The organism is Mesorhizobium sp. M0195, assembly GCF_040322115.1.
Taxonomy (GTDB): Bacteria; Pseudomonadota; Alphaproteobacteria; order Rhizobiales; family Rhizobiaceae; genus Mesorhizobium.
Genome location: NZ_JAMYSV010000043.1, coordinates 1 through 16,678 on the forward strand (window position 1 = coordinate 1; position 16,678 = coordinate 16,678).

At 60.1% G+C, this 16,678-nt stretch carries 10 protein-coding genes, 5 pseudogenes and 1 riboswitch; of the genes and pseudogenes, 10 read left to right on the forward strand and 5 right to left on the reverse strand.

Annotated features, from left to right (window positions below):
• From groEL to NKJ12_RS31090, 6 genes and pseudogenes are all read left to right on the forward strand, one after another.
• Positions 1-1,046, forward strand: a 1,046-nt coding sequence (gene groEL / locus NKJ12_RS31065) for a chaperonin GroEL (RefSeq protein ID WP_352707448.1), incomplete at its 5' end; no start/stop codon positions are given.
• A 163-nt stretch (positions 1,047-1,209) separates the two neighbouring features.
• Positions 1,210-1,527 (forward strand): annotated as a pseudogene (locus NKJ12_RS31070) (ABC transporter permease); the annotation flags it as partial.
• The gene (locus tag NKJ12_RS31075) at positions 1,512-1,805 is read left to right on the forward strand and encodes an ABC transporter permease family protein (protein WP_352707450.1); all 294 of its coding nucleotides are present in this window, start codon (positions 1,512-1,514) and stop codon (positions 1,803-1,805) included. The pseudogene NKJ12_RS31070 and the gene NKJ12_RS31075, both read left to right, overlap by 16 nt.
• Before the next feature lie 674 nt (positions 1,806-2,479).
• On the forward strand, positions 2,480-3,562 hold the full coding sequence (locus NKJ12_RS31080; RefSeq protein ID WP_352707452.1) for an HPP family protein: 1,083 nt from the start codon (positions 2,480-2,482) through the stop codon (positions 3,560-3,562).
• A gap of 1,583 nt (positions 3,563-5,145) precedes the next feature.
• Entirely contained in the window at positions 5,146-6,801 is a 1,656-nt protein-coding gene (locus NKJ12_RS31085; protein WP_352707455.1) for an MFS transporter, read from the forward strand.
• 32 nt (positions 6,802-6,833) lie between these two features.
• A pseudogene (locus NKJ12_RS31090) lies at positions 6,834-7,383 on the forward strand (ABC transporter transmembrane domain-containing protein); the annotation flags it as partial.
• On the opposite strand, the gene NKJ12_RS31095 reads toward NKJ12_RS31090, so the two are convergent.
• Together NKJ12_RS31095 and NKJ12_RS31100 are read right to left on the reverse strand one after the other, a co-directional pair.
• Positions 7,358-7,975 carry a cold-shock protein gene (locus NKJ12_RS31095; RefSeq protein ID WP_352707457.1) on the reverse strand — a complete coding sequence of 206 codons (618 nt, stop codon included), beginning with the start codon at positions 7,973-7,975 and terminating at the stop codon, positions 7,358-7,360. The pseudogene NKJ12_RS31090 and the gene NKJ12_RS31095 overlap by 26 nt on opposite strands.
• Before the next feature lie 261 nt (positions 7,976-8,236).
• A pseudogene (locus NKJ12_RS31100) lies at positions 8,237-8,453 on the reverse strand (3-methyl-2-oxobutanoate hydroxymethyltransferase); the annotation flags it as partial.
• Between the two features lie 146 nt (positions 8,454-8,599).
• On the opposite strand from NKJ12_RS31100, the gene NKJ12_RS31105 reads away from it, so the two are divergent.
• The gene (locus tag NKJ12_RS31105) at positions 8,600-9,562 is read left to right on the forward strand and encodes an NUDIX hydrolase (protein WP_352707458.1); all 963 of its coding nucleotides are present in this window, start codon (positions 8,600-8,602) and stop codon (positions 9,560-9,562) included.
• Positions 9,563-9,596: 34 nt separating this feature from the next.
• On the opposite strand, the pseudogene NKJ12_RS32405 reads toward NKJ12_RS31105, so the two are convergent.
• Positions 9,597-9,899 (reverse strand): annotated as a pseudogene (locus NKJ12_RS32405) (transposase); the annotation flags it as partial.
• A gap of 136 nt (positions 9,900-10,035) precedes the next feature.
• On the opposite strand from NKJ12_RS32405, the gene NKJ12_RS31115 reads away from it, so the two are divergent.
• Positions 10,036-10,320 carry a hypothetical protein gene (locus NKJ12_RS31115; protein ID WP_352707467.1) on the forward strand — a complete coding sequence of 95 codons (285 nt, stop codon included), beginning with the start codon at positions 10,036-10,038 and terminating at the stop codon, positions 10,318-10,320.
• A 166-nt stretch (positions 10,321-10,486) separates the two neighbouring features.
• Here the strand turns inward: NKJ12_RS31115 and NKJ12_RS31120 are convergent, their stop codons facing one another.
• Entirely contained in the window at positions 10,487-11,356 is an 870-nt protein-coding gene (locus tag NKJ12_RS31120) for an isopentenyl transferase family protein (protein WP_352707460.1), read from the reverse strand.
• A 550-nt stretch (positions 11,357-11,906) separates the two neighbouring features.
• On the opposite strand from NKJ12_RS31120, the pseudogene NKJ12_RS31125 reads away from it, so the two are divergent.
• Positions 11,907-12,246: pseudogene (locus NKJ12_RS31125) on the forward strand (PIN domain-containing protein); the annotation flags it as partial.
• Positions 12,247-12,473: 227 nt separating this feature from the next.
• Here NKJ12_RS31125 and hemN read toward each other — a convergent pair.
• The gene (hemN, locus tag NKJ12_RS31130; protein WP_352707462.1) at positions 12,474-13,814 is read right to left on the reverse strand and encodes an oxygen-independent coproporphyrinogen III oxidase; all 1,341 of its coding nucleotides are present in this window, start codon (positions 13,812-13,814) and stop codon (positions 12,474-12,476) included.
• A gap of 1,059 nt (positions 13,815-14,873) precedes the next feature.
• Between hemN and NKJ12_RS31135 the strand changes: the two genes are divergently transcribed.
• Positions 14,874-16,025 carry a porin gene (locus NKJ12_RS31135; protein ID WP_352707465.1) on the forward strand — a complete coding sequence of 384 codons (1,152 nt, stop codon included), beginning with the start codon at positions 14,874-14,876 and terminating at the stop codon, positions 16,023-16,025.
• Positions 16,026-16,577: 552 nt separating this feature from the next.
• A riboswitch (TPP riboswitch) is annotated at positions 16,578-16,678 on the forward strand. This riboswitch is flagged as partial in the annotation.

Genomic DNA, 16,678 nt, shown 5'->3' on the forward strand with positions numbered 1-16,678 from the left:
ACTTCGTCACCAACGCCGAAAAGATGGTTGCGGATCTGGAAGACGCCTACATCCTGCTCCACGAGAAGAAGCTCTCCAACCTGCAAGCCATGCTGCCGATCCTCGAGGCTGTCGTGCAGACTTCGAAGCCGCTGGTCATCATCTCCGAGGACGTCGAAGGCGAGGCCCTGGCCACGCTGGTCGTCAACAAGCTGCGTGGCGGCCTGAAGATCGCTGCCGTCAAGGCGCCGGGCTTCGGTGATCGCCGCAAGGCCATGCTGGAAGACATCGCCATCCTCACCGGTGGCCAGGTCATTTCCGAAGACCTCGGCATCAAGCTCGAGAATGTCGGCCTGAACATGCTCGGCCGCGCCAAGAAGGTGTCGATCTCCAAGGAGAACACCACCATCGTCGACGGCGCCGGCAAGAAGGAAGAGATCCAGGGCCGCGTCGCCCAGATCAAGCAGCAGATCGAAGAGACCACCTCGGACTACGACAAGGAGAAGCTGCAGGAACGTCTCGCCAAGCTGGCAGGCGGCGTTGCCGTCATCCGCGTCGGCGGTGCGACCGAGATCGAAGTCAAGGAAAAGAAGGACCGCGTCGATGACGCCCTCAACGCGACCCGTGCGGCCGTCGAAGAAGGCATCGTTCCCGGCGGCGGCGTCGCCCTGCTGCGCGCTTCGCTGGCCATCACCGTCACTGGCGCCAACTCCGACCAGACCGCCGGCATCGCCATCGTGCGTCGCGCGCTGCAGGCTCCGGCCCGCCAGATCGCGGCCAACGCCGGTGCGGAAGCATCGATCGTTGCCGGCAAGATCCTTGAGAACAAGGGGGCAACCTTCGGCTACAACGCCCAGACCGGCGAATATGGCGACATGATCGCCATGGGTATCGTCGATCCGGTCAAGGTTGTGCGCACGGCTCTGCAGGACGCGGCCTCGGTCGCCGGCCTGCTGGTCACCACCGAAGCCATGATCGCGGAGGCTCCGAAGAAGGAGTCCGCTGGCGGCATGCCGGCTGGTATGCCCGGCGGTGGCATGGGCGGCATGGGCGGTATGGATTTCTAATTCAGCCAATCTCGCAAGCTTACGGAAAGGGCGGCAGCGATGCCGCCCTTTTGTGTGTGCCGAGCATGATCGACAGCTTTAGACGTGCAAGTCCTCTACCCAGCCTGATGGCGGCGAAGCGCAATGGCGTCGTCGTGAGACGGGGTCTGGCCGTGTCCTTTCGTTCAGCCGCTGGTCGAAACTCACGATGATCGTGCTGCCTTCCGCCGTGCCGTCGATCTTTACAGGGCTGCGAGAAGGCCTTGCTAACGGCTGGCAGACCCTGGTTGCGGTAGAACTCATCGCATCGTTCGAAGGGCTCCGATACCTGATGGCCTATGGTCGTCAGCTCTTTCAATTGGAACTCGTCTTTTCGGCCATGATCGTGGTCGGCCTGAGCGGATTGGTGATCCACGGCCTGCTCACGCTTGCCGAAACTATCTGCAACGCTGGCGTCCGGAGACCCCACGATCAGCCTGATCACGATTGCAGGTCGGGATAGGCTGTCGCGGCGCTTCCATCGCACCGCCGGCCTTCCGCTTCATCGGCCGACATCTGCGGCCGCTTGCGGTGCTGATGGCGCTGCTCGCGATTTGGGAGTTGCTCGCCCATGCCGGCGCTGCTGACCCACGTTTTCTACCGCGGCTGGAAGAGGTGGCGGCCCGCGGCATGGCAGAGTTCAGCCGAGGTGGCCTCGGCTCCAATCTTCTGGTGAGCCTGGAACGTGACCTGATCGGTTTCGTGTGTGGCAGTGTGGCGGAATCGCGCTTAGTTCGGTGATCGGATTTTTGTCGCCTCATCGAACGCCTGAGAGGCTCGTGGTCGCTGTTGTATTACCGCTATTACGTGACCTGATCACGTTGACGATGCCAGCACCTTCATTGGCCACTTTCTGGACCATGTACGTCACATCAGGCTCCCCCGCCCGATCGACACGAGCCGGCTCTGTAACCAAGCCGCCGTCATATGGCGGTTCCACGACGGCACTGGCGGCAGTCGTCTTCTCAGCGGCTACAGGTGGACGTTTCAGCAGCCAACGAATCCGATGGTGGCAAGGACAGGCAGACCAAGCACCGCGTAGAAGCCGTACTCCGCTGGAGTTCGCCTCGGAAGTGGAGCGACAAGGGCCTGATTTGTCTTGCCATGCCGACATTGTCAGCACGCTTTTCGAAGCCTCTGAATTCCTTAGTGTCCATCCCAGCTCGACCTCCGACCATCCCCATTTCCGGCTGCCCGCGGCACGACAGCCCTTGGCCTCTAGCTGCGCTCGAGCGGATCAGCGTGCCGTCCGCCTCCTCTGGCTGATCAAAATGTCTGCACCCATTTGGCAATGGCCGTTTCGCGCAAAAGTATTCCCCCGTGAGCCGGCTTTCCGAATTGGCTTAACTTCCAAATCTGTGGCTTTGCCTGCATTGCGGAGCGCGGAGTTCCGACCACTCGCCCAAGGGTATGCCATGGCGTTTCGTCTCTTTGTTCCGATCCTTGCCGGTGCAACGCTGCGCGAGCGGCTGCTCGCCTGCATCGGGGCCATGATCGGCATCGCATTGACTGGCGTGATCAGTGCGCTGGCGAACGGGTCTGGCCCACATGTCGCACTGCTGGTTGCTCCAATGGGAGCATCGGCCGTGCTGCTCTTTGCCGTGCCTTCAAGCCCGCTCGCGCACCCTTGGTCGATTATCGGTGGCAATACGATTTCGGCGCTGGTCGGGGTGATCGTGGCGCATTTCGTGCATGAACCCGTCCTTGCTACCGGCATTGCGGTGGCGCTGGCCATCGCCGCCATGTCGTTCACGCGCTGCCTGCATCCGCCGGGTGGCGCCGCCGCCTTAACCGCGGTGTTCGGCGGACCGGCCGTCTTCAGCTCGGGCTTGCTGTTTCCCTTCGTTCCGGTAGCGCTGAACTCGATCGTGTTGGTCGCACTCGGCTACGGCATCCATAAACTGTCGCGGCGCAACTATCCGCATGTGGCGGCCCCCGCCTTTAAAAGCGCGCATGGAACCATCGATCCGCCGGCGCGGGAGCGGGTCGGCTTCCAGCCCGAGGATGTCGATGCCGCGCTCGGCGCGCTGGAGGAAACCTTCGATATCGACCGCAACGATCTTGAGCGGCTGCTACGGCAGGTCGAGTTGCAGGCGATGGTGCGCTCCCACCGGACCCTGCTGTGCGAGGACATCATGTCGCGCGATGTGATTTCGGTCGATGAACATGCGCCTGCCGACCAGGCGCGGCATTTGCTGCTCGATCACAACATCCGGACGCTGCCGGTGACCGACGCCGAGGGCGGGCTGGTCGGTGTAGTTGGCCTGCGCGAGCTAACGAAGGCGACCGACACGGTGAGGGCTGTGATGTCGAAGGCTAGCACCGCCTCTCCCGATACGCCGGCGATGAGCCTGCTGCCGGTGCTCACCGACGGCCGCAGCCATGCCGTGGTCATCGTCGATACCGAGCGACGCATTATTGGGCTGATCACCCAGACCGACCTGCTGGCAGCGGCAGCGCGCGTGCACATGGCCGACACAAGGCTGGCAGCGGCATAAAATAGTGATCCGGACTTGCTCAATCCGGGAACCCGATGGGGCGCCAATAGGATAGCGGTATTAAGTGCGGCCTTCCGCCTAAGACAATTCCTTTTTACGAGTAGATCAACCCTGAAACGCGACCGCGTGCTCAGGCATCTGGTTCACGTAGGCCAAGTACGACTGCAACAACGGAACACTCTTCAACCTTGCCGGTGGCCAGAGCCAGTCCGCTATGTCGACCAAAGGCGTGCGGACTACAAGTGCAACCATCTGGTGGACGGCTCCTCTGCAACGATGGTAGCGCGGTTCGCGTGTCCAAGGCTGGGTTGAAGCTCTATGTCGCGGGTTGAGTGATCGTTGGCAAGGGTCGCGGCTCAGACGCCGAGGACGCGGTTCGCAATTCCATGCAGGTGGTCCTTTCCTTTGGTTCCTGCATTTCGCCTATGGTGAGGCGCCGCCGACTCCCGTCATGCATCACGCCGACGACCGCCGCTTCCTCGCCGCGCCAAGGGTTTGACTAGGCCGACGATAGACCATGCGATAAGCAATTCCGATACGATGTGGCTTCCTTGCGCGAAGTCGGCTCTGTCGAACAGCGATGTCAACATGATCCTGAGTTCCGAGGGTTCGCCGCGCATCAATCCTATAACCTTGATGACGTTCCTGACTAGGAGGATGAGGCTGCTCCAACACGTCCACGGTGTTAGGAATTGCCATTGCACGAGTTGATCTCGGACTTCTTCGTCGCGCGTCGCCAATTTCCAGCCCAATACCGCGCCTACGCTTGGTACCCCAACCACGCGGCCTATCGCCCTCATGCCCACTTCGAGGACCCTCCAGGATCGGGCCTGTTCGGATAGGTGTGGGAGGCCGAGGCATCAGAGGGAACGGCCAGACGCTACCATGAGGATGCGCCATCTGCCGAAGAGCCGTACCCTTACCTTCGTCACTGTGCGGAACGCGGGGCGACCGTCGCGTCAGCCATCCGGCTTTGGGTGTCATTTCTCCCCTGGCGGAGTCCACCGCCCCGACAAAAGCCTGACCTTTGCCAGTCTTCTACGGGCAAGCGTTCGCGCCAAAAGTTCAAAGCCGTGTCCTTAACATTCAACAATGAAAGCCAGCCTCATCAGATCGAGCAGAAAGTCGTCGATGGCATGTGTGAGCGCGTCAGACTTTTGTTCAAGCTGAAGCAGCAAGGCGCGCCTCTTCGATCGCGGCCCGGCAACCGTCTGCGTTTATCAGGAATCAATCCTGTCTAAGATCTGCAAGCCCTCACCTCGCCCCAAGCCAGACTCAGCGCATCGAACGCCGTTGGAGAGAGTTTCCGACGAAAGAACATCGTCGCGTTTCGCGAAAAGGCATCGCTCGGCAAAGTGCCCGTTGATGAAGCATGCTGCGTCAAACGACAAGCAAGATCCGGGCTCCACCCAGTGATGTCTTCGAAGGCGGGGTGAGCCGGCTCGGGCATGCGTCTCGGCCGCAACCCTTAATCACGAGGAACTGTGCCGCAAGGCAAACAGTTTCTCTCTATTCTTCTAGCCGCCACGGTTCAGCCTAGATTACATGGGAAACGACAATAACGGAAAGCAAAGGGTCGCAAAATGAGTAGGGTGGCTGGATTAAACGAAGATTTGGCTGCACCAACGACCTTTGGGCCACTTTTGCAGCCCACCTTTCGTTCGATCTGGCTCGCCACGCAGGTTTCGAGTCTCGGCTGGCTGATGCAGACTGTCGCCATCAGCTGGCTGATGGCTACCATCTCGACTTCCGATCTGATGGTTGCGCTGGTGCAGGCTTCATCGAACCTGCCCGCTTTCATTTTGTCCGTGTTCGCCGGGGTTCTCGCTGACAATTTCAGCCGTCGCAGGGTTATGTTCGCGGGCCGCTGCCTTATGGTGATAGCATCTGCGATGCTGACCGCTGTTGTAGCGCTGGGCTTTCTCGACCCATGGATGATTCTCGGCTTCAGCTTTTTAATCGCATGCGGCGGCGCTCTCAACGATCCCGCCTGGCAGGCGTCGGTTGGCGATATGGTGGACCGGCGCGATGTTCCCGCTGCCGTTACCCTGCTTTCCGTTGGCTTCAACACCGTACGGACCGTGGGCCCGGCGCTCGGCGGCATCGTGGTTGCCTCCTTCGGGCTTTTGGCCGCTTTTACCGTGACCACCCTCACCTATTTGGTACCCTTGGCCACCATATGGCGCTGCAAGTGGAAGGTCCGCTCGTCGCCTCTTCCGCGCGAGTCGATGAGGAGGGCCATCTATGACGGGCTGCGCTTCACGGCGATGTCATCGGAAATCAAAGCGGCGATCGCACGCGGAACCCTCTTTGGCCTGGCGAGCATCGCTATACTCGCGCTGCTGCCGCTGATTGTCCGCGACCAGTTGGGAGGAGGCCCGCTCGCCTATGGCACGCTCATGGCAGGTTTCGGAACAGGCGCGGTCTTCGCCGGCCTCTCCAACAGCCGGTTCAGACGGAGCTTGTCGCAAGAACAGCTGATGAGGCTCTCCTGCGTCGCCTGCGCGGCGTGCTCCCTCTCCCTGGCGCTTACCTCTTCGATCGGCGTGGCGGCAATTGCACTTGCTTTGGGCGGCGCAGGCTGGGTCACTGCCTGGTCCGGGGTTGGCGTGAGCGTGCAGCTGGCAAGCCCGCGCTGGGTCGTGGGGCGCACGATCTCCATCTACTATGCATTGATAGACGGCGGCATAGCGGCCGGCAGCTGGGTGTGGGGCACCGTTTCCCAGAACCATTCGCTGACCTGGGCGCTAGAGGGTTCCGCTGCGGCCCTGCTGCTCGTTGCTGCAGCCGGCGTTCTGTTTCCTCTTCGCGAGCGCCGCGAGTCCGAGCCCGATCCTTTGGAGGAATTCGACGCCCCAGCTGTCGCTCTCAGTTTGAAGCCGAGAAGCGGCCCGATCGTGGTCAAGATCGAATATCTGATAGCCGAGAGAAATGTCGAGGCCTTCCTCGACCTCATGCGGCAGCGGCGTCATGTACACAGCCGCGTCGGTGCTCGGAACTGGACGCTCCAGCGCAACCTTCAGAAGCCTATGCAGTGGACAGAAACGTTCCGCACGCCGACCTGGACCGACTACCTTCGCCTCAATCATCGTCTGACGGAAGTAGACAAGGAACTGGACGAGCGTGTTTTCCAGTTACACGCGGGAGAGGAAGCGCCTCAAATGACGCTTTCGATTGAGCGGCCGACAAGCTCGGCCCGGAAACCCGACCAGTCAATCCTTCACCTTCCCCGTCATTGAAGCCTGACCTTCCCATATCTGGGCATCAGCGATCGTTAAAGATCCGGGTGATGGATGAGAATCTCGGCGGCATCCGTGTCGTGCGTGCCTTCGCCGCGCAGCCGCACGAGCTGGAAAAGTTCGACCGCGCCAAGCAGGACGCGCCTTGATCTCGCCAATGAGCGCGTCGACATCCGTGTCGGCAACACCAGCGCCATGAATTTCTCGTTCCTGACCGCCATGGGCCTGGTGCTCTGGTTCGGTGGCCAGAAAGTGATCGCAGGTCAAATCAGCGTCGGCATGCTGGCCCTGTTGTTCACCTTCATGACCATTCTGCAGATGCCGGTGCGCTAGCTCGGATTGATGGTCAACTCGTTCGCGCGCGCCTCGACCTGCGGCACGCGGCTGTTCGAGTTGCTCGACGCCGGACTTGACATCGAGGACGCGGCGGGCGCCAGGGATCTCGTCGTCACCGACGGCGTGCTGCGCTTCGACAATGTCGGTTTCTGCTACGCGGGCTCGGGCGGCCGCCCGACGCTCTCCGGCATCACCTTCGAGGCGAGCAATGCATCGCCGTCTAGGCAAGGCGAATGCTCCGGACTTCCCAGCCTTTCTTGCCTTGCCCGCATTCGACAAACACCTTCTGTCCCGCCACCAGCACGCTGAGCCCTGAGCGCGTCAGGGCGCTGGCATGAACGAAGACGTCCTTCTCACCGTTGTCAGGAGCAATGAAGCCGAAGCCCTTTTCGGGTTTGTACCACTTGACCGTGCCCCCGCTCTCCAGCTGCGCACCGGTTTCAACGAAGGTCCCTCCAGCGACGCGCGTATGTGACGGAGTTTTCGCGCGGTGATCGCCGATCTCCAGCACGTGCGCGACTTGATGACCTTTTGGACTTTTTTCGACCGTGATCTTGAGAGGCGTTCCCGCGGCAACATCCCGGCTTCCGGCCGCCTCTAACACTCGCACGTGCAGATAGGCCTCCGTGCCGTCCGACAGTTTGACGAAGCCAAAACCCTTGCTGACTGTGAACCACAATACCTCCGCATCGACAGGATCTGCCGTCACGGTCGGCGGGCGCTGAAAATAGCTTGGCTCGGAAGTCCGTTCCGAAAAGGAAACGGGGTCATCGTCATAGCGATGCCGGCGTGGCTCGCGATGGTCTCGATATTTGCCCATGATGATCTCGACTGGCATGGATGGCGCACTGCGCTACCTTCAAGATAATCTCAATCGGGCGACGCGTTTATGTCAAAAAGGCCGTGAAGACCGCAGCTGTGCCCGGCCTATCGGCCGAACCCTTTGAAACTAGATTCATTTCCCCTGAAACAATAGTGCCGGCGAGTCGATTTACTGACTCGCATAGGTTGTGTTGGAGCGAGAGTGCGATGATGCTGGCGCGGGCGCACTGGAAGGGCTTTATCAGGCATTGCGGAAAGCCTGCTCCGGGTTTCTTCAAAAGGAACCGAACGGCGGGTCGACGACCATTTGCGCCGGCTCCAGGCCACGGCGCAGGCCTGACCGTGCATGATCATCATCTCCAGCGTCATGCCAAGCGTCGACGCCAAGCCGTGGAGAACCATGCCGCGCTGTCGCCGACGAGAACAACGCCGCAATGTCGATCGACGAGCTTTGAATCGGCGCACTCAATGGGCCTCCTTCCCCAAGCACGGATGTCGCGTTGGCACTTTTGTGCAGCTGCGAAGAGCTAAAATCGCCACGACGGGTGGTGTTGACGCGCCGACAATTATCAGACAAAAACCGAATTCAATCGGTTCAGCCGCCTACGCGGCAGGGCTCTGCTCAACAACGTCGGGGACCATGGACGATCGCGCAAAAGGGACTAGGAAAGGCGGAGCTGGAGGCAAGGCCAACGACGTCAATGCGGACTTGATCGCCGTTGTGGTTGCCATGGACAGCAGCGCCCCCTGCGTTCTGACCATCCCGCAGGCAAACGCCCTGCCCTCGGGCCCGTTCGAGCTTGCTCACCGTTCGCTGCAGTCAGGCCTCAGGGGATGGGTGGAACAACAGACCGGCCAGCCGCTCGGCTATATCGAACAGCTCTACACCTTCGCCGATCGCGACAGGGTTGGCGCTGACGACCGCGTGGTCTCTATCAGCTATCTGGCGCTCACCCACCAAGACGAAGCTGGCGACCCGGCTGGGCGACACTGGGGAAGCTGGTACGACTATTTCCCGTGGGAGGATCACCGCTCCGGCACACCGGCGGTCGTGTTGGACGAATTGCGGCCGCGCCTGATGGAATGGGCGGATGGCACTGACGACGGTACGACACGCCTCGACCGACGACGGCGGGCGGCGATCGCCTTCGGCTTTGACGACCGCCATTGGAACGAGGAACTCGCGCTTCAACGTTATGAGCTGCTCTACGAAGCCGCCCTGGTGGAGGAAGCAATACGCGCCGGACATTCCGCTGCGCCCACCTCGGTGTCGGGCAGATCGATGATCGCCGATCATCGTCGCATCCTGGCGACCGGCATTGCGCGGCTGCGCGCCAAGATCAAATACCGGCCGGTCGTATTCGAACTGATGCCGCCGGTCTTCACGCTTTTGCAGCTGCAGCGGACCGTGGAGGCGCTTGCCGGCAGGCTCGTGCGTAAGCCGAACTTTCGCCGGCTGATCGAGCAGCAGGAGCTGGTCGAGGAGACCGGTGAGACAACCGCGGAAACCGGCGGCCGGCCGGCGCAACTTTATCGCTTCCGTCACGCCGTTCTCGACGAGAGGGTGATAGCCGGAACAAAATTGCCGCTCTCGCGCGCTTGACCCGCCTTGCGCCGCGCACGGCGTGGCCCTTGTGAGAACCGGGATTGTCGAGAATGACGATGTCGCCCGGCTTCAGTGTTTTGTTGAGTTCGGTTTCGACATAGACGCGAAAGGCCTGCGTATTGATGGGTCCGTCAATGACCCAAGGCGCCTCCACCCGATCATGCCGCAGCGCCGTGATGAAGGTCATCGTCTTCCAATGGCCATATGGTACGTGGGCCATCAGCCGCTTGCCGCGCACACCCCAGCCGCGCAACGGCGCCATGTTGGTCTTGACCCATGTTTCATCCAGGGAGACCAGGCGCGCAGGGTCAATGCGGTCTGATAGCGCATCCATTGCGCACGCCGGCGCATCAGCTTTGGCTTGAGCTGCTCGGCCGGCAGAACGGTTTTTTTGAAGCTCTTGCCCTCGCGGTGCAGGAAGCGACCGACGCTCGCAGGAGACCACGTTCAGCCAGTGCCGCCGTCGATTGATGAAGCGTCATGTTGGCATGTCGCTCAACCTCGCCCAGGACGAAAGCACGGTGCTCCCCGTCGATCAGATAGGGCCGATGACCACCCATCTTGCCGGGTGCCGCACTGCCAAGGCGACGCTTGCGGCCTCGGGCGTTTCCTGGGCGAAGGCGGTGGCGATGAAAGCCGAGACGACGCCACAGACTGCGCTGGCGGATAGTAGTTCGCGAGTCAGCCACGGTAGCGGTCGCTACGAACCGCGCAGCACATTGTCATCGGTACATTCCGTCCCATGCCTGAAATGAGCAGTGCAGCCATGTCGCCTCCTCCGCAGTCACCGTGGCGAAAGCAATCCTTCCGCTGCCACACGGACCTAATGTCGCCTGGCACTAGCTTGCTTCAGCAAACCACTTAGCGCAATTCTCAGGAGCTACCGTGTCCGCACCGCAGGCGAGGTCCGGGGAGGCTTGCTCACTCAGTTTGCCATTCTGGAAAGTCGCGTTCTTGCCAACGCGCATATTCGAGATATTCTCTCGCAATCGCCTCTACAAGATCTTGTTGGAGCTCTTTGCGAAGGCACGGCATTTCGCTGATTGCCAAGCTGTGCTCTCTCGCAAAATGAATGGCGCAACGATATCCGTCAACGTCTTCCAAAATGGGACGGACTGCATCTTCCTTCCACTGATCCGCAAGTTCCTGCAGCAATGAAGGTTGTCCTTCTCTTGTGACAAACATGTCTGTGACCCGACGCTTGGCTCTCTCCAGAAAGGCGTCCGAGTTGCCGAGCCGCAACCGCCTTACATACCACCGAAAAGCGCCATCCCAATGCTGACTTCGCGCCATTAAATTGAGAAGGGAGATCGAACCGCCTTCGAGGATGAGCCCCGGCTGGGAACTACGCTCATCCACTTGCATTATCAGCTTACGATGGGCGGTCTCGGCGTCGATGATGCCCGCGGTTAGCGGGCGCGAATCCAAGTAGATCCGCTGGGTAGATTGCAGTTCGGAATCCGAGGGACGCCCGCTGCCGGTGGCGATTTGAGGACAGCATTGTACACGATCCAGCGCAATGACCGGCCATCCGGTCTCTCGTGCAATTTGGATTGCCGCGTCTGTTTTGCCGCTGCAGGTCGGCCCGTAAATCAAATAGATTAGCATGTGTATGCCGCTTAGTTTATCGGAACTAACCGCCCCCAAGCACAAGATACTCGGCAGGCTTTCACCGGACTTGTCGCAAACATTTTGACAAGCGGCGATTATGCCCTGAAACGACGCCATTTTCGAACTTTGTGAAGCCCGAAAGGGCGCAAGCAGCCCGTTCTGGTCGTTCAGTCCAGTCACCAACGCCTCTGTTTGACGTTTGACGACGGTCCACTTTGCACATCTCATGCCGACTGTGACGCAACGCGGCACCAAAGGATGGTGACCTCGTTGTCTCCGGCAAAAGATCCTTGCGCGTCTTGGGTTAATCGAGGCGGCGGCGTACGGGCGCCTTATTGTCTCGGAACATGGCCAGGAAGGCGGCTGATCAACAAAAGTGGAAGACGGTGCCCCGACGACCTCACCGATTTGTGAGGCGACCGAGGATCTGCCCGACATCGTCGATCTCGTCCTCGAGGTGGGCCGTGTGCCGGCCGCGCCGCCAAAGCCTCCTCCCCTGCCGGTCCGGCTGGAAGCCTCGTCGAAACGGCACAGGAGTACACCAAAGCCGCCAGCGCGCAAACACACAGACCGCCGGCGCCAAGGATTTGGCGCTTTTTGCGTGGCGTCCGCTCCGATCTTCCGGAAGGGGAGCTGGCTGCCGTTTTCTGGGCACTCGCTGCGCATCGCCGCTGCGCAACGCCGAACTGGACATCGAGCGGCTACGCGATGAACCGCATGGTCTGCCATTGTGAGGCTCTTGCTCGACACTAATGGCCTCTCCGAGGTGACGAGGCCGAGCCCTGACGCGCGCGTGCTGGAATGGATGACGGGCTCGATGAAGACCGCTCATTTATCAGGTTGTGTCGATCGCCGAGATCCGGCGCGGCGCTGCCCTCATAGACAAAGGTCGGAAACGTGACGCACTGGCCGGATGGCTCGCCCGGGACCTGCCGCAGCGCTTCGAGCCGAGAGTCCTGCCCGTGGACGAAGTGGTTGCCCTGGCCTGGGGCGACCTGACGGGCCTCGCGAAGCGGCGTGGCCGCGGTCTGTCATCGATGGACGGGCTGATTGCAGCCACCGCGATTTCCTGACCCATCACATGGCGGGGATATTCATGCGCTGACGGCGAAACACCCAGATGTCCCGCACCTACCACGATCAATATGGAAACGCCTCGGTGGCAGCCACGAGGTCGATGTCATTGAAGATGAGATGAAATAGGCGGATCAGCTCTGCTTTTCGCATCCTTGACGCGCGCTTCATGACAGGCCTCGGCCAAGGGCGTCGAGTTTAGCTTCCGGTTGGATGCTTGCCCTCACCTGTGGCTATGCTTACGGCCATCCCGATCGAGAAAAGCATCGAACGCGGCAGCGACAGCGCGAATTACAAAGCGATGCTCCCGCCGTACGCGGACAAAACCGTTTTCGAAGTCCACTATCCCGTCCTCGGCCAGCATCGCCAAGCGTTCAGCTGAATCGAGAAGACGGATCGGATCAGATCCGTGGGCGGCACAGATTGCCTGCACATCGGCCTCGAGATCGCACATTAGTCGCTCGATAATTGCGGCTCGCACGCGGTCGTCGTCGGTGAGGCGATAGCCCTTTGACGTCGCCAGACGGCCAGCTGCGATGTGCTGGATGTAGGAATCCCGTGTAACTTCGTTTTGGACGTACCCCTCGCCGACGCGGCCGATAGCCGACGCGCCGAAACCGATCAGGGTTCTGCAGGTGGTGGCCGAGTAGCCCAGCGAGTTACGCCGCAGGCGACCCGTTTTCTGTGCCAGCGCGAGCTCGTCGTCCGGCAAGGCGAAATGGTCGAGCCCGATCTCGCGGTAGCCGGCGGCAATCAGCGTCGCGGCCACGGCCGCATACTGTTCGGCGCGGGCAGCGCTGCCCGGAAGAACTGCCTCCTCGATGAGGCGCTGATTCTTTACAAGCGACGGGATGTGCGCATAGCCGAACACCGCAAGCCGGTCGGGGCGCATTGCGACCGCCGCCCTCGCGGTCTCGACGCAGGACTGCACCGTTTGATGCGGGAGACCGAAGATGAGGTCGAAGTTGATGCGGCTTACTCCATGCCGGCGCAGCATTTCCACGGCAACCGACGTCTGCGCCTCACTCTGAACCCGGTTGATCGCTTTTTGAACAATGGGATCGAAGCTCTGCACGCCGAGACTCACACGGTTCACGCCGGCCGCTCCTAAGGCCTCGGCCATCTCGGCCGTGAACGTGCGCGGATCAATCTCGACGGCGACCGTAGCTGTTTTCGTGAGAGCGAAGCGGCGTCGCAGGAACTCCATCAGAGCCAGGAACTCGGCTGGTCCTATGAGAGACGGCGTTCCGCCGCCGAAATGCATGTCGCTCACGGGCAGCCTCTGCGGCGCTCGCTCCGAGACCAAACGGATCTCGTCACGCAGCGCCGCCAGATAGTTGAGGATCGGCGCATCATGGCGGGTGATGGTGGTGGGGAAGCCACAATACCAGCAAGCTGATCGGCAGAACGGAACGTGAAAATAGAGCGAGACCGGATCGTCAGCCGGCAGGTTCCTGAGCCATTCCTCATAAGCCTCGGCGCCGACCGCCCCAGAGAACTCCGACACGGTCGGATAGATAGTGTACCAAGGCAGGCCGGCCTCGCGATATTTTGTGGTCTGCAACAGTTACCGTCCCATGCTGATAACCACCAACCTTACCGCTGCGCTCGCCTGTGTCTTTGCGCTATGTCAGTCCGTTCGCTTTGGGCTTGAAACTTGTATTTCGCAGCAATAGCGGCCGTTCAGTCTTGGCTGGACAGCGATGGTCTGAGCACTCGGGCAGCAACTGGCCATGGCTGTTCCCGCCGAGATCCTCACGCGCACCGTTAAGTTCCACCATCCCTTCCCTTCAGCTTGCGCCTGGTCGAGGAGATTCTGCTGAGCGCGGCTGCCGCATCCGACGAGATAACACGGCCTTGGGACCAGACTAGCTCGCCAGCCAGCGCAGCCCCATGGTGATCTCTGGCATCTCGATGAGCTCGTTTTGTGAATTGCTGGCAAGAAGCATTAGCTGTGGCGCGCCGTCTATCAGGACGAGAGCTTGCTCGACGCGACCGTTAGGTCCGCCGCAATGCCAAGGCCGGCGCGCGCCTAGTGACTCCGTGCTGGAGGCAAGGCTGCGCGTTCAGCGCGTGATTATCGACCATCGCGCTCGCTAAAATGACGGCGTCGTACCGAGCGGTGCCGCCGCATGATGTCTCAACGTCGGGGCTCACAGCAAACAAAGCTGTCGCCATTGAACGAAACTGTCGCGAAGCGAACAGACGAACCGTAGGCGAAACGTTTGCCGTTCGTGCTTGGGTTGATCCGCAAGGCAAAAAGGAAGGAAGAGACCAAGGTCCGCCGGCACACTTGAGCTTCAAGCCGCAGCGCGTCGTCAGGATGGCACGTCATTTGCAGTAGCCTTTTTGACGGCCCGCCCACAACTAGCGGAGATGACGGTGGTGATTTGGACAGAATTGTTGAATGGCGTCGTCTCCGCGATAATTATATTTGTAACAACAATTGCATATTTGTAGCAATACTACCCAATCATATTCTCAATTTCTCATGAACATCTGGCATTACGAGCGCATCAAAACTGCTCAAATTCGACTCAATGCGCATCGTTATCGACTGTTTCCTTAGCAAAAATTCATTCACTGACGTCCATTCCTTTTACTCTTTGAACGGAGATCAACAATGAACATTAGGAGCCTCCTCCTCGGCTCAACTGCGGCACTGATTGCCGTTTCCGACGCTCGCGCCGTGACCGCCGTTGCCGAGCCTGACCCGACTGAGTACGTTAAAATCTGCGACGCTTACGGCTCGGGCTACGTCTACATTTCAGGCACTGAGACCTGCCTGCGCATCGGCGGCTATGTCCGTTACGACGTCGGCTTGGGCCATATGGTTGATCACGCAAGAACCTCGGATATGAGGACTGGTGAGGATCAGGGCACATGGCAAAACAACACGCGCTTCACATTGAAAACTTGGACCGGCCAGGAGACCGAACTCGGCACGTTGAAGACCTACACCGAAACCCGCATGAACTTCGGCAACCGCCACACTTCGGTTTCGGACAGTTCTCGGTCCCATGCCTTCAACGGAGACAGCACCTTGACTTTCGCCTGGATTCAGCTTGGTGGCCTCCGAGTTGGTAAGGACTGGTCGGCCTTCGACATGTTTATTGGCGGCGCGGGTGACGTACTCAACCAGACGCCGGTTCCGTACGGCGCTTTCGATACCAATGTGGTTCAGTACTACTTCGACGCCGGGAACGGCTTTTCGGCCGTGGTTTCGCTCGAAGAAGGCTCGGGCGTGGTCGGCACAATCGACAGCTACGCTCCGCACGTAGTCGGCGGCTTGAAATACACACATGGCTGGGGCGCGATCACCGGCGTTGCCGCTTACGACAGCAACTACGAATCGGTGGCCGCCAAGGTCCGTGTCGACATCAATGTCACCAACGAACTGTTGCTGTTCGGAATGTTCGGCTACGGTTCCAGGGGCAAGCTCAACGACAACTCCACGAACGCGATCGACGCTCATGGTCGCGGCTTCTATAAGATTTGGGGCGGGAACTGGGCTTTCTGGGCTGGCGCCGCTTACGAGCTCAACGAGACAACTTCGTTCAAGCTTCAGCTCTCCGGTGATCAGCTCAAGAACCATGGTGTCGCTGCAAACGTCGCCTATGCGTTTCTTCCAGATTTCACAGTTACGGCGGAACTCGACTATGGCCGATACGGTAACTTCGCCGTCGGCAAGGTGGACGCTTCCAACGTGAATTGGACCAACGCCAACAAGAAGAGCAGTGTCGGCGGAATCCTCCGTTTCGAACGCTCATTCTAACGGATGAAAGGGTTGAGCTCCGAGATCCGGTTGAGCGGACCAATCCGGCAACACTCCAAGAGAACGTCGCATGGAAGCTATACGAGATTGAAGCCTCGATCTCGGGGCCGGACGATGTTTCATATCAGATCTGGTCCGGATGATCGCGCAGGCGATATTCATCGCTCGATTATGTGTTTTTGATCTGCAGCTCTTTTCATTTCTCATCCCTTCCGCCCGCTTGACGGACCCTGCCATCCAGCAGTACCCGGCCAGGTTTCAGATCCGAACTTGAAGGCCCAGTCGGGTCAGGACGTGTTCAACTTGTTGAGCGATTGTGGGGATGCGGCCCGACGCACTTGAAAATCGCAAATGGATCGCCTCCGTTCAGCCATCCCTGGGAAATTCGGGCGCGAGAGAACACGCTCCAGAGCATAAGCGAGGCTGATCGAGGAACAGACGATTCTCAGGCGACGCTCCATCCGATCTTGCGCCTGGCCGAGACGATCGCCCGACGATCACCGTCGCGGCCCGAATGCGCTTGACAAGATAGCGCTCGCCCGTTCAACCTGAGGCATTCACCAGGGGGGTCCCGGCAAGGGGCTGAGATACTGCTGGCTTTCGCGGCGCAGTGACCCGTTGAACCTGATCCAGTTCATACTGGCGTAGGGACG